This window comes from Neotamlana sedimentorum (genome assembly GCF_000943565.1).
GTDB lineage: Bacteria > Bacteroidota > Bacteroidia > Flavobacteriales > Flavobacteriaceae > Neotamlana > Neotamlana sedimentorum.
This window is the reverse complement of the sequence record NZ_JTDW01000002.1, coordinates 203,915-217,250: the sequence shown is the minus strand read 5'-3', so window position 1 is coordinate 217,250 and position 13,336 is coordinate 203,915. Positions and strand designations below refer to the sequence as shown.

At 34.5% G+C, this 13,336-nt stretch carries 11 protein-coding genes; 9 read left to right on the top strand and 2 right to left on the bottom strand.

Annotation, left to right across the window (positions count from 1 at the left end; genetic code table 11):
- Window positions 1-28: 28 nt before the first annotated feature.
- Both PW52_RS03345 and PW52_RS03340 read left to right on the top strand, forming a co-directional pair.
- On the top strand, window positions 29-1,039 hold the full coding sequence (locus tag PW52_RS03345) for a dipeptide epimerase (protein ID WP_044631504.1): 1,011 nt from the start codon (window positions 29-31) through the stop codon (window positions 1,037-1,039).
- A 4-nt stretch (window positions 1,040-1,043) separates the two neighbouring features.
- The gene (locus PW52_RS03340) at window positions 1,044-2,066 is read left to right on the top strand and encodes an aminotransferase class I/II-fold pyridoxal phosphate-dependent enzyme (RefSeq protein ID WP_044631503.1); all 1,023 of its coding nucleotides are present in this window, start codon (window positions 1,044-1,046) and stop codon (window positions 2,064-2,066) included.
- Between the two features lie 58 nt (window positions 2,067-2,124).
- Here PW52_RS03340 and PW52_RS03335 read toward each other — a convergent pair whose 3' ends face one another.
- On the bottom strand, window positions 2,125-3,603 hold the full coding sequence (locus PW52_RS03335; protein ID WP_044631502.1) for a SusD/RagB family nutrient-binding outer membrane lipoprotein: 1,479 nt from the start codon (window positions 3,601-3,603) through the stop codon (window positions 2,125-2,127).
- An 11-nt stretch (window positions 3,604-3,614) separates the two neighbouring features.
- Complete coding sequence (locus tag PW52_RS03330) at window positions 3,615-6,803, bottom strand: SusC/RagA family TonB-linked outer membrane protein (RefSeq protein WP_044631501.1); 3,189 nt, start codon at window positions 6,801-6,803, stop codon at window positions 3,615-3,617.
- 127 nt (window positions 6,804-6,930) lie between these two features.
- Here PW52_RS03330 and PW52_RS03325 point away from each other — a divergent pair, with 127 nt between their 5' ends.
- The 7 genes from PW52_RS03325 to PW52_RS03295 all read left to right on the top strand — a co-directional run bounded on the left by PW52_RS03325 (window position 6,931) and on the right by PW52_RS03295 (window position 13,332).
- Window positions 6,931-7,680, top strand: coding sequence for a DeoR/GlpR family DNA-binding transcription regulator (locus tag PW52_RS03325; protein ID WP_044631500.1), 750 nt, complete (start codon window positions 6,931-6,933; stop codon window positions 7,678-7,680).
- 12 nt (window positions 7,681-7,692) lie between these two features.
- Entirely contained in the window at window positions 7,693-8,961 is a 1,269-nt protein-coding gene (locus tag PW52_RS03320) for a D-alanyl-D-alanine carboxypeptidase/D-alanyl-D-alanine-endopeptidase (protein ID WP_044631499.1), read from the top strand.
- 49 nt (window positions 8,962-9,010) lie between these two features.
- Entirely contained in the window at window positions 9,011-9,433 is a 423-nt protein-coding gene (locus PW52_RS03315) for an OsmC family protein (RefSeq protein WP_044631687.1), read from the top strand.
- Window positions 9,434-9,520: 87 nt separating this feature from the next.
- Window positions 9,521-11,212 carry a single-stranded-DNA-specific exonuclease RecJ gene (recJ, locus tag PW52_RS03310; RefSeq protein WP_044631498.1) on the top strand — a complete coding sequence of 564 codons (1,692 nt, stop codon included), beginning with the start codon at window positions 9,521-9,523 and terminating at the stop codon, window positions 11,210-11,212.
- Window positions 11,213-11,275: 63 nt separating this feature from the next.
- On the top strand, window positions 11,276-11,596 hold the full coding sequence (locus PW52_RS03305; protein WP_044631497.1) for a hypothetical protein: 321 nt from the start codon (window positions 11,276-11,278) through the stop codon (window positions 11,594-11,596).
- A gap of 61 nt (window positions 11,597-11,657) precedes the next feature.
- Complete coding sequence (locus tag PW52_RS03300) at window positions 11,658-12,017, top strand: hypothetical protein (RefSeq protein ID WP_044631496.1); 360 nt, start codon at window positions 11,658-11,660, stop codon at window positions 12,015-12,017.
- A 52-nt stretch (window positions 12,018-12,069) separates the two neighbouring features.
- Window positions 12,070-13,332, top strand: a complete 1,263-nt coding sequence (locus tag PW52_RS03295; protein WP_044631495.1) for an MFS transporter — start codon at window positions 12,070-12,072, stop codon at window positions 13,330-13,332.
- The last annotated feature ends 4 nt before the right edge of the window (window positions 13,333-13,336 follow it).

The following is a 13,336-nucleotide window of genomic DNA, read 5'->3' as shown; positions in this document are numbered from 1 at the left end:
CTTCACTTTAAATAAAAACACATTATTTATGGAGGTTATATTAAAACCTTACCAGCTTAAATTAAAACATACATTTACCATTTCGCGCGAGTCGCACGATGTGCAACCATCATTAATTGTGCAGTTGAACGACGATGGTTTTTCTGGTTTGGGAGAAGCTACTTCTAATCCATATTACAATATCACGGTTGAAAAAATGCGCGATGCTATTTCGGCTTTAATTCCAGAGATTCAAGCGCATAAAAATAAAACTCCAGAACAGTTTTGGGAAGTATTTTATCCGTTGCTTAAAAACAACATGTTTGCGCTTTGTGCTTTAGATTTAGCTTTTAACGATTTGTACGCTCAAAAACAAGGCAAAAAACTTTACGAACTTTGGGGATACAGTACCGAAAATAATCCGTTAACCGATTATACTATTGGCATTGATACCGTTGAAAAAATGGTGTCTAAAATGAAAGAACTACCATGGCCAATTTATAAAATAAAATTGGGCACCAAAGAAGACATTAAAATAGTAACCGAACTTCGTAAGCATACCGATGCGGTTTTTAGAATTGATGCTAACTGCGGGTGGACCGTAGATGAAACCATTAAAAACGCTATTGAATTAAAAAAATTAGGTGTTGAATTTTTAGAACAACCCTTAAAAGCCGATGATTGGGATGGCCATAAAAAAGTATTCGAAACCTCGGTTTTACCTGTTATTGCCGACGAAAGTTGCCAAATTGAAGCCGATGTTGCAAAATGCCACAATCATTTTCATGGTGTTAATGTAAAATTGGTAAAATGTGGCGGATTAACACCTGCACGACGCATGCTTAATCAAGCTAAAAGTTTGGGTATGAAAACCATGGTGGGTTGCATGACAGAATCGTCGGTTGGTATTTCGGCCATTGCGCACTTATTGCCATTGCTCGATTATGTAGATATGGATGGCGCTTTATTACTTGCCGAAGATATTGCAAAGGGAGTTACCATAACCGATGGCGTTATTAAATACAGTGAAAAAAACGGGGTTGGAGTTACGCTAATTTAAATGTATGATTGTAAATGAGTTTCCAGATAGGCTTATAAATATTGATGGTAAAGACTATTTGTATTTTGGTGGAACTGCTTATTTAGGCTTGCCAACGCATCCAAAATTTTTAGAATATTTAGCTGAAGGTTTACAAAAATGGGGATCGTTTTACGGAAGCTCAAGAAATTCCAACATTAAACTTTCTATTTTTAATGAATCCGAAACACTTTTTGCAGAACAAATTGGTGCAGAAGCAGCGGTAACCACATCGTCTGGAACTTTAGCCGGAAAATTAGTTTTACAGCATTTTTCTAAAAAAAATTATGTGTTTTATCATTATCCAAAAACACACCCCGCTATTTTGCACGAAAAAAGTGTATCTATTTTTCAAGACAACAAGTTGCATCCAAATTTATTAAACAACACCGAAGAACATGTTGTTATTACTACAGATGCTATTTTAGGTTTAGAAGTAGAAGCTACAAATTTTAATTTTCTTCAAAATATTTCAAAATCAAAAAAAGTAATTTTGGTTGTCGATGAGTCTCATAGTCTTGGTATTATGGGTAAAAATGGTACAGGTGTTTTTAATAGTATAAATAATTCTTGTTTACATCAAAAAATAATGGTGTCGTCCTTAGGGAAAGCCTTAGGATTATCGGGCGGAGTTATTGCTGCCGATGAAAATGTTGTTGAAGCTATTAAAAACGAACCGCTGTTTGTATCGTCGTCTTGTACAAATTCGGCGTATTTATATGCTTATTTAAAATCTCAGGATATTATAAAATCTCAGCAAGCTAAATTGAAAGAAAATTTATGTTTTTTGTTTGAAGATTTTAAACCTTCCGAAGCATTAAAATTCAATAAAAATTATCCAGTTATTTATTCTGAAGAAGCAACGTTTTATCAGAAGTTATTAAATGAAAATATGGTAATTACAAATTTTAAATACCCTACGTATAAAAACGTAATGAGTCGTATTGTTATTACTGCAAACCATACTAAGACCGATTTATTAAATTTGAAGCAGGTATTAAGTTTTTAATTTAAAAAAAACCTCAGCATTTTTGCTGAGGTTTTACTTGCTATTAAAAAATTAACTATCACTCAAAAAGCCAAATATTGGTAATTGAAGTAGTTTCGTCGTAGGTTATATTTTCATTGGAGTTTGTTTCAGAAGAAGGGTAAATAGATCGTCTGAACCATTTACCTAAGTATTCACTTGCAGAATCTTCCTCTAAACGAAGCGCTAAATCTTTAAAGACATCTGCTGAGAAATCGTAACGTCTCATGTCATTGTAAGTTTCAACGTTATGAAAATTGGCAATGTATTTTTCTTTCATAATGTGGTTAAGCATTAATCCGGCTTCACCAACAGCAACAGCCGTATCGGCGAGGTAATCTGTACCATTAACACCAATTTCATCCATGCTGGCTTCAATTCCAGCTAAATAAGCGTTGTAACCAGCGGTTGTAGTTCCTGTGCTTGTTGTTGTGCCGCCATTGGCTAAAAACTCAGCTTCAGCTTTTATAAACATCGCTTCAGCATAGGTCATTAAAATTAATGGCGATGTAGCACTGGTGTGGTAACCACCATCTTTATAGAATGTATTTCCATCTTCTCCATCAGATGATTCGCCTGTACCACCATTCATAAACCCTCTCCAAGGATCTCCTGGTTCACCTTCGTTTTCGAAAAACTCAGGAAGTCTTGGGTCTATTTCAACAACGCCACTTTCAAAAGGGTACGAGGTACCATTCATCATGCTAACTATTTGGTCGTTAGGTGCGCGATAAAAGTTTGATGTGTTACGCGCTAAAATATTGGTGGAGTAATACGGGTTAAGTTCGCCTTCTGGAAATTCTAACATGATGTTATCGTTGTTAGAAGTGAAACCCTTATTAATTGAAACTAAAACATCGCTAGCAGTAGCACCGCCTGTATTTATAAGTTTTAACTGCATGCGTGCCTTAAAGGTATATGCAGCACGTAACCATTTATCGAAATCGCCATCGTAAAATAAATCTTCGGCTCCCATTAAAATTTGAGAATTGTCTGGGCCTTCTAAATCAGAAATGGCTTCATTAAGTATATTTAAAGCTTCGGTATAAACGGTTTCGCCATCGTCTAATTTTGGGTAAGGATATGTAAAGGCATCACCAATTTCAGAATACGGTACATCGCCCCAACATTCTACGGCTAAGCTTAAATTTACGGCTTCGAGTATTTTAATTACCGCTTTGTAATGTATAGCGCCTTGTGCATCGGCTTTGGCTTTTAATACTTCAATATTTGGAAGTCCCTCGGTGTAAATGTTAGACCAAGTGGCAGAGGTACTTGTAAGTCCAGCAGCACCGTAACCGTACGAACCGAAATATTGCGTATAGTTTCCGTACGATAATTCGGCATAGTAAAATGCATAAACAGTGTTAAACATTACAGGCCCAATTATATCTTTCATATCAAGCGCATCTTCGGTTTGAGCACTCGAAGGCGTATTTACATCTAAATAGTCTTCACAACTATAAATTCCTGTAGTTAGTAAAACTAAAAGGAGTATATGTTTTATTTTATTTTTCATAATGCTATTTTTTAAAATCCTATAGTTAAACCAAATGAATAGTTTTCGGTTAAAGGAATTCCTCTACCCGTAAATCCGTATTTATTGCTACCTGCAGAGTAATCGCTTCCTTCAGGATCGAAACCATCAAAAGGTGTCCACAGTAAAATGTTATTTAAATTTGCGCTAAGTTCGAAATTACTAAGGTGTAATTTTTCTAAAACAGAAGCGTTAATGCTGTAGCTAAAACCAAGACTTCTTATTTTTACCCAAGAGGCGTCTTGTAATAGGTTTTCTGCCGTTCTACGTCCGTAAGCAGTCCAGTTAAACATTCTATATCCTGTAACAGATTCTGGTGAGAAATCGGCAACTGTAGTGTTAGGTATATAAGTTCCAGGATTGTTTGGATCTTCCATAACACCATCGAAAAGGTATTGGCCATCGCCTTCTCTAAATTGCATGGTAAATTCCGATTGTCCCATACGATTTAAAATATAACGTTGCCAAGAGTATTTATCGCCACCTTTTTTCCATTCAAACATAAAATTAAAAGCAAAGTTTTTCCATTTAATGTTGCTTCCTAAACTCATTACAAAATCTGGTGTTGCATCACCTACAATAACTCTTTTTTCGTCGGTTATTGTTGTGGTTGGCAATCCAATGGAAGAATCAATTATTAGTTCTCCATCTTCAGTTCTGTCATAATTATAACCATAAATAGCACCAATGTTATCGCCTTCTCTTGGTTGTAAATATAAATAGGCACCAGTAAGGTCGGTAGAGAAATTAATATAAGGTACTTCCTCTGGTAAATCGATTACTTTTCCTTGGTTTTTACTAAAGTTATAAATTAAGGAGATGTTTAAATCTTCCGATTTTATTAAATCGCCACTTATTAAAAGTTCATGACCGCTAGTTTCGTATAAACCTGCATTTCTTCTAATAGAAGTAACCGAAGTTGAAGGTGCTGTATTGGTTGCAAAAATAGCATCATGCACTTCGTTTTTAAAGTAGGCATAATCTACTCTTAAGCGATTTTTAAAGAAACGTAAATCGGCACCATATTCCCAGCCTTTTGTCATTTCTGCTTTTAAGTTAGGGTCTGCAATGGTTTTATCGGCAATATAACCGCCTGTGCCTCCCCAAGGGAAATTAGCATCTGGGTAAAAGAAATATCCGGTTTGTCCAAACGATGTGTCGTTACCCACTTGAGCGTAAGATAACCTAAGCTTACCAAAGCTAAAAATATCGTTATTTCCAAATAAACTTTGAATGTTATAAGCTAAACTAACCGATGGGTAGAAATAAGAATTGTTTTCGATAGGTAGAGTTGAAGACCAATCGTTTCGTCCGGTAACAGAAAGGAATAATTTGTCGTCGTAATCGAGTTTAAATTCTCCAAAAACACCAACTGTTCTTGTTTGGGCAACATAATTGGAAATAGAAAAGTTTTCTTGAGCATTACTCATATGATTAAAATGAGGAATATTTAAGTTTTGCCCATACATTCTATACGATGTTCTTTTAAAATCTCTAATCGAGTTACCTACAAGTAAAGAAGCCGATAGTTTTTCTGAAATATCTTTTGTGAAGGTTGCTAGTAAGTTAGACTCTAATCCCATAAAATCGTAAACTTGATCTACAATAAAGCCGTTTACTTGAGATCCAGCATCTAATTCTGGTGGTACAAAACGATTAAGTAAAGTTGTGTAATTATCAACCTGAGCTGTGTAGTTTAAATTGAACCATTCTTTTGGTGTCCAGTTTAAATTTAAGTTACCTAACCAGCGGTTAGTGTCTTCGGTTAAACCACTAATATAGGCATTGTATTTTGGGTTGTCTATCCATCCTGGATAAGGGTTTCTAGCAGATCCATCAGCATTTAAAAAATCGTTTATTGGAAAAGTTGGCGACCAATAACCTAATGCACTTATTATAGATTTATCACCACCAGTTGGTTTTCTAGAATCCGATTTCGTGTACATTATCGAGGTGTTAATTTTAAAACTCTCGGTAGCTTGAAAACCAGCTTTAAATCTAAAAGCTGTTTTAGCAAAATCGGTGTACGGAATTATACCATCGGTTTTTGAGTTTGCAGCCGAAAAATAGTAGTCTATTTTTTCTGTAGCACCTGAGATATCAAAATTTATATTTTTGTTTACGCCCATATCAAAAAGTTCGTAAGGGTCGTAAAATTTATCGTTAGATAAATCGTAAGTTTCACCATCTTGTAAAATGGAATCATCGGAGTATCTTACACCCCAATTGTATGGCCCAGAACTTGATGTTCCAGAAATATATTGGTATCCAGTTTGTGTTTCTGGTAAATACAAGGTGTTAGTTTCACCGTAAATACCTTGTCTAAATTCGGTTTGTAATTCTGGGGCTTTTGTAACATTACTAAGGGTTGTAGAAACACTTAAATTAATTTTTGGTTTTCCTAGTTTTCCTTTTTTAGTAGAAATTACAATCACACCGTTTGCACCAGCACTACCATAAAGCGCTGTAGCAGCAGCACCTTTTAATACGCTAAAACTTTCAATGTCTTCGGGATTTAAATCGCCAATTCTACTTGCAAACGAGAATTGTTCGTTACTTCCAGAGGCATTACTTCCAGCCGCAGGCAGAATACTACCTGAAAAGGTGTCGTTGTTTAAAGTAACACCATCTAAAATAATAAGTGGTTGGTTATTTTGCGTAGGATCCATAGAAGACATACCTCTAATTAAAATATCTACACCACCACCAGCAGTTCCAGAAGGGTTGCTAATTTGTAAGCCCGCAACCTGACCTTGCAATGCTAGAATTGGGTTGGTGTTACCAGTTAAATTTAAATCTTCGGTTTTTACCTGTGATACCGAGTAACCAAGCGATTTTTCTTTCTTTTGAATACCAAAAGCAGTTACAACAACTTCGTCGAGAGCATCGGTACTTTCGGTTAAGCTTATGTTTAAGGTTGAACCTTCAACAACAGCTTCTTTGGTTTCAAATCCAATAAACGAAAATGTTAGTACATCGCCGTTTTTTGCCGAAATACTGTAAACACCATCAAAATTGGTTGAAGCGCCTTGGTTTGTGTCTTTAATTTGAATATTCACACCAGGCAACGGTACACCAGAGGCGTCGGTTACCTTACCGCTAACAGTAATGTTTTGCGCAAACAATAAACTAAAAGTGGATGTGAAAAAAACAAGAAGAGCGAGGGTAGTTTTTTTCTTCATAAAAGTTAATTTTAAGTTAATAGTCACTCAAATATAAAAAAAGAAATGCGTTTTTTTGCGTGTTTGTGCGTTTTTTTTGCAAAAAAAATTAGTAAATTGCATATATATAGAAAAATTCTCAGTAAAGATGTTAAAACAAGAGCGTCATAAATTGATTTTAGATAAGCTAAAATTGAGTAAAAAAGTGTTGTCTAAAAATTTGAGTGACGAGCTTTTAGTGTCCGAAGATACCATAAGAAGAGATTTAAAAGAACTTGAATCAAAAGATTTAATTTACAAAGTACATGGGGGTGCTTTACTTAAAGAAAATAGGGTTCGTTCTTACGACGAGCGTAGTATTGCCGATGTTGAGGAAAAGAAAAAAATTGCATTTAAAGCAGTAAAGCTTATAAAAAGTGGCCAAGTTATTATTATGAGTGGTAGTTCCACTAACTTAGAGTTGGCTAAAATAATTCCTCAAGAAATAAATGCAACCATTTATACCTATAGTTTACCAATAGCTGTAGAGTTATCTCATCACCCCTCAATTGAAGTTATTTTTATAGGAGGAAAATTAAATAAAGAAGCGCAAGTTACCGTAGGTATCGATGTTGTAAACCCAATATATAATATTAGTGCCGATATTTGTTTTATGGGAACCGATGGTATTGATGTAAATCGTGGTTTAACCGAACCAAATTGGGAAGTTTCTAGAATAAAGAATAGTATGATTAGAGCTTCAAATTATGTAGTAGTTTTGTGCGTAAGCAGTAGAGTAAATTCTGTTAAGAGACATTCGGTGGTATCAATATCTGAAATCGATGCTTTAGTATCAGATATAAATCCCGATGATGACATATTTAATGAATTTACAGGATTAAATTTAACCATCATTTAAGATTTAGTGCATATGTTTAAAAAGGTGGTTGTTTTTGTTTTTCTGTTAGCTGGTATTTTAAGCTGTAAATCGGTTAAACTAAAAAAAAGTATAATTAATAAAATTGAGGCGCCTTTTTACGACAATCAATTTACGGGCTTACTTGTAGTAAATGCTAAAAATAGCGATACCGTTTTTAGTTATAACGCGAGCAAATATTTTACACCAGCAAGCAATACCAAAATTTTTACGCTGTATTCGGCATTACAGCTTTTGCCAACCCATATTCCTGCATTTAAATATAAAACAGAAGGCGATACTATTACTATTCTAGGTACCGGAAATCCAACGTTTTTGCATCCTTTTTTTAATGATAGCACCGTTTTAAAAATGGCTAAAAATTATAAACATGTAAAATTGATTTATAATAATTTAGATGATGAAAAATTTGGTCCTGGTTGGGCTTGGGAAGATTACGACACTTATTTTAGTCCAGAGCGAAGCAGTTTTCCTATGTACGCCAATGTTGCAACAATTAGTAAAACCGATAGTTTGCAGGTTACTCCCGAAGTTTTAAGCCAAAATGTTACGGAAGTTTTTACCTCCAAGCGCAGAAATTATAACGATAACACCTTCTATTACAACAAAAAAAATCAAGATACTATTGAAGTCCCTTTGGTCATAGATTCTACCTTAATAAAACAACTTTGGCAAGCCATTTATCCTAATAAAATAACCTTTGTAAAAGCATCAAACAAACCATTCGATAAGGTAGCTTACAGCAATATTGCATCAGATTCATTATATAAGCGCATGATGGAAGTAAGCGATAATTTTCTGGCCGAACAAATGCTTATCATGGCATCATCTACATTGTCCGATACTTTAAGTTCTCAAAAAGCGAGAACTCATATTTTAAAACATCGGTTAAACGATTTAAAACAAGAACCGCGTTGGGTAGATGGCTCTGGATTAAGCCGATATAATTTGTTTACACCAACATCTTTTGTTCAAGTTTTAACTAAACTGTATAACGATATTCCTCATGAACGACTGTTTAATTTATTTCCTGTGGGCGGAAAAACGGGCACTTTAAAACGGTATTATAAAGGCGGTAATAAGCCTTATATTTACGCTAAATCGGGAACGGTTGGTAATAATTATTCTTTAAGCGGTTATTTAATTACCAATTCTGGAGAAACACTTATTTTTAGTTTTATGAATAACCATTACAGGAAATCTACAGTTGAGGTAAAACATCACATGGAATCGGTATTCGAATGGCTTCGCGATAATTATTAAATTAACTTTATAAGTAGTATTTTTGATGTTTATTGAAATACTACAAAAAATGGCAAATCATATTACAACAACCTGGTTGGGCGACATGAAGTTTGAAAGTACAAACCCATCAGGACATAATTTATTTATTGATGCAGGCGAAGAAAACGGAGGTAAAGGCGAAGGTTACCGTCCAAAAGCACTTATGCTATCTGGTTTAGCGGGTTGTTCTGGTTTAGATGTGGCTTCGTTAATAAAAAAAATGAAGCTTGAGGTAGACGATTTTAAAATTGAAATTGATGCTAATTTAACCGAAGAACACCCAAAATATTACGATAAAGTTGCCATGCATTTTCACTTTACAGGCAGTAACTTAAACGAAAAAAAGCTTCAAAAAGCAGTCGATTTATCTATTGAAAAATACTGTGGTGTAATGGAAATGTTTCGTCAATTCGCCGAGTTAGATATTCAAACTCATTTTCATAATAAATAGTTTAATTGTGGTTTCTTTTAGTCAATCTTTGAAGAGAAATGAAGCAAATTAATATCGATAAGTAACCCCTGAAACTTAAAATGAACAATGCGTTGGACGCTAAAACCAAAACCAGAATCTCATAACGTTGAAGCTTTACAAAAAGCCTTAAATGTCGACGAAACTACAGCAACCTTATTGGTGCAGCGTGGCATAACAACATATAATGATGCAAAACGGTTTTTTCGCCCAAGTTTAAACGATTTACACGATCCGTATTTAATGAAAGATATGGATAAAGCCGTAAAACGCATTGAGCAAGCCTTTGCAAATGGTGAGAATATTTTAGTTTATGGCGATTACGATGTAGATGGAACAACGGCAGTAGCCTTAATGTCATCCTATTTAAAAACACGCACGCCTAATGTATCGACTTACATTCCAGATAGGTATAACGAGGGTTATGGCGTGTCTACACAAGGTATCGATTTTGCGCACGATAACGATTTTACGCTTATTGTCGCTTTAGATTGCGGCATAAAAGCCATCGATAAAATAAGTTACGCTAAACAAAAAGGTATCGACTTTATAATTTGCGATCATCACCGCCCAGGAAACGAAATTCCAGAAGCTGTGGCGGTTTTAGATGCCAAACAACCCGATTGCAATTATCCATACAAAGAGCTTTGTGGTTGCGGCGTAGGTTTTAAACTTATTCAGGCGTTAGCTTCAAAAACTGGAGAAACCATCAACGATCTTTTACCGTATTTAGATTTGGTTGCAACAGCTATTGGTGCAGATATCGTGCCTATAGATGGGGAAAACAGAGCATTAGCTTATCATGGTTTACAAGTTATAAACACTAACCCAAGACCCGGCATAAAAGCGATTATAGCTCAAACAAATAAAGATGAATTAACCATAACCGATGTGGTTTTTATTGTGGCTCCAAGAATTAATGCTGCGGGTCGAATGAAACATGGTGACTACGCTGTTTCGCTTTTAACAGAAATGAATTTGGCTGAAGCCGAAAGGTGCGCCGCAGAAATTGAAGCCTTTAATTCCGATAGAAAGGAAACCGATAAACTAATTACTCAAGAAGCTTTACAGCAAATTGAAGCACAGCAAGAGCAAGAGCGCTTTACAACCGTTGTATACAGCGAAAACTGGCATAAAGGCGTTATAGGTATTGTGGCTTCGCGATTAACCGAAACCTATTATCGTCCCACTTTGGTGTTTACTAAAAGTGGCGATAAATTAGCGGCTTCGGCACGTTCTGTAACAGGTTTCGATGTTTACAATGCCTTGGAAGGCTGCAAAGCACATATAGAACAATTTGGAGGTCATAAATATGCCGCAGGTTTAACATTAAAAGCAGAAAACTACGAAGCTTTTAAACAAGCTTTTGAAGATGAAGTTTCCAAAACTATCGATACCAATTTACTTACACCGGAAATTAAAGTAGATGGTAAAATAGAGTTAGATAATATTACACCCAAATTTTATCGCATTTTAAAACAATTTGCTCCTTTTGGACCAGGTAATATGACGCCTGTTTTTATGACTGAAGATTTAATAGATACCGGTTATGCCAAATGCGTCGGAGAAGATAAAACCCATTTAAGGCTCACGGCCACTCAAAAAAACGCCCATAATAAAATGGGAGCTATTGGTTTTGGTTTAGGCGATAAATTAAATTTGGTAAGTAATAATAAGCCATTTAGCGCTGTATATTCTATTGATGAAAACCATTGGCAAGGGCAAGTAAGTTTGCAATTAAAGCTTCGAGATGTTAAATAAAATCTAGGTTTATGTCATTTACAAAATTTATTTTAACTTCAGTTTAAAATTGATCTTGATTGTATGGAAGTAAAATTTGACTTGGTTAGAATTGGAAAATTTCGAAAAGATAGATTTTCGGAAAAAATAATTGAGGAAAATGCCGATTCATTGAGAACTAATATAAAATCATTCCTTAAAAATGAAACTTGTAGTCATAGAGATAATACCGTTCATATGACCATAGTTATTCCCGCAAAAGGATATAATGTGAAAATGGTTTTACAAGATATTAGAGATTTTAAAATTAGAAAACAATTAAGAGAAAGGTTTCCAAACTTTATTTATAAAGGGAATCAATCTACTCTTTTAGAAAATTTATCAAATAGAATCTGGAGAACTTGAAACACAGAAACTATTTAGACTTATTCTAAATAATTCTTATATTTGTTGTAAATCAAGTGTTATGCAACAAGATATTTATAAATTATATAACAACAGCTTTGGTATAGCCTTTAAATGGAAAGACCCAATTACAGATCAGGTTCAAAATAAAGTTCAAATTATATTTAGAGATATGGGCTTTTATTTTTCTCACCAAGAAATAATAGAATTTTACAATTGTGTAAGTGCTGCCAAATGGAATTTACCTTGCAATCAATGCGATTTAAATTGCGATACCAGAAATATTTTACTTAAAACACCTTGTAAACAAATTGATGTTGCAATAAATAACAAGGAATTAGCCTTGGTTGATGATTTAATTAAAGGCACGCTTTTTCAGTTAGAGCTCGACGATTATGTTGGAGATTTATGTAAAAATTAGATAAATTAACTAGCTGCAAGATGTAATTTTAATACTTTCGTTATCTAAAATTATGGCAAAAAACGATCCTTACGCGGCTTTAAAATTTAAGGAGTTTAATATCTTCCTTTTTATGCGATTTCTACTTGTATTTGGCTGGTCCATGCAATTTATTGTTATCGAGTGGGAAGTGTATAGTTTAACTAAAGATCCGTTAGCTCTGGGAATTATTGGTTTAATGGAAATTATTCCAGCGTTTACCATGGCACTTTTTGCAGGTCATATTGTAGACCGAAGCGAAAAACGGAATTTACTTGCTCTTTGTATTGCCTCATTTTCATTTATTAGTTTAGGTTTATTTTGTCTTACTTGGGATGTTGTTGTAGCAAATTGGTCTACAAAAACTATTTTATACGGTATTTATACATTAGTGTTTTTTGGTGGTTTTTTACGTTCGTTTTTTGGGCCAACCATATTTTCACTCATCGCTTTAATTGTTCCTAAAAAAGTATACCCAAATGCCGCAACTTGGAGCACGAGTACTTGGAAAGCAGCTACGGTTTTAGGTGCGCTTTGTGGTGGATTTTTTATTCATTGGATTGGTGTCGATAAAACACTGTGCGTCATTTTTATTTTGGTAGTTTTAGCCTTAATTTTCACTTTCAGAATTAAAAAGAAACCTATTTTAAATACTAACAAAGAAGAGTCGGTTAAAGATAGTTTGGCTGTTGGTGTTAAGTTTGTATTTTCAAATAAAGCCATTTTAGGAGCTTTAACATTAGATATGATTGCAGTTCTTTTTGGCGGAACTGTAGCGTTATTATCGGTTTTTGCACAAGATATTTTAGAAGTTGGTTCTAAAGGTTTTGGTATTTTAAATGCTTCTATTTCTTTAGGAAGCATAGCCAGTATGTTTTTAACCACCTATATTCCGGTTGCAAAAAATGCAGGTAAAAAGTTATTAGCTTCTATATTTATTTTTGGAATTTGTATTATAGTTTTTGGCCTATCGTCTAGCTTTTGGCTTAGTGTGGTGGCTCTATTTTTAAGTGGTGCTGCCGATGGCATTTCTATGGTTATTAGGCAAACTATTTTGCAGTTAAAAACACCCGACGAAATGCGCGGACGTGTATCGTCTGTAAATTCAATGTTTGTTGGTTCGTCTAACGAGTTAGGCGCTTTCGAGAGCGGTTTAGCTGCGAAATTATTAGGGCCTGCAAGAGCTGTTATTTTTGGTGGAACTATGACATTGCTTACAGTTGTTGGCCTTGGTTTTAAAAATAAAGTACTTCGTGAGTTAGATTTAACTGAAGATTATGAATTTGACGAAAATTAAAATT

What these genes read in the sequence shown, in the direction of transcription:
- PW52_RS03345 (WP_044631504.1), top strand. Translation starts at nt 29, where the DNA reads ATGGAGGTTATATTAAAACCTTACCAGCTTAAATTAAAACATACATTT.
- PW52_RS03340 (WP_044631503.1), top strand. Translation starts at nt 1,044, where the DNA reads ATGATTGTAAATGAGTTTCCAGATAGGCTTATAAATATTGATGGTAAA.
- PW52_RS03335 (WP_044631502.1), bottom strand. Translation starts at nt 3,603, where the DNA reads ATGAAAAATAAAATAAAACATATACTCCTTTTAGTTTTACTAACTACA.
- PW52_RS03330 (WP_044631501.1), bottom strand. Translation starts at nt 6,803, where the DNA reads ATGAAGAAAAAAACTACCCTCGCTCTTCTTGTTTTTTTCACATCCACT.
- PW52_RS03325 (WP_044631500.1), top strand. Translation starts at nt 6,931, where the DNA reads ATGTTAAAACAAGAGCGTCATAAATTGATTTTAGATAAGCTAAAATTG.
- PW52_RS03320 (WP_044631499.1), top strand. Translation starts at nt 7,693, where the DNA reads ATGTTTAAAAAGGTGGTTGTTTTTGTTTTTCTGTTAGCTGGTATTTTA.
- PW52_RS03315 (WP_044631687.1), top strand. Translation starts at nt 9,011, where the DNA reads ATGGCAAATCATATTACAACAACCTGGTTGGGCGACATGAAGTTTGAA.
- recJ (WP_044631498.1), top strand. Translation starts at nt 9,521, where the DNA reads ATGCGTTGGACGCTAAAACCAAAACCAGAATCTCATAACGTTGAAGCT.
- PW52_RS03305 (WP_044631497.1), top strand. Translation starts at nt 11,276, where the DNA reads ATGGAAGTAAAATTTGACTTGGTTAGAATTGGAAAATTTCGAAAAGAT.
- PW52_RS03300 (WP_044631496.1), top strand. Translation starts at nt 11,658, where the DNA reads ATGCAACAAGATATTTATAAATTATATAACAACAGCTTTGGTATAGCC.
- PW52_RS03295 (WP_044631495.1), top strand. Translation starts at nt 12,070, where the DNA reads ATGGCAAAAAACGATCCTTACGCGGCTTTAAAATTTAAGGAGTTTAAT.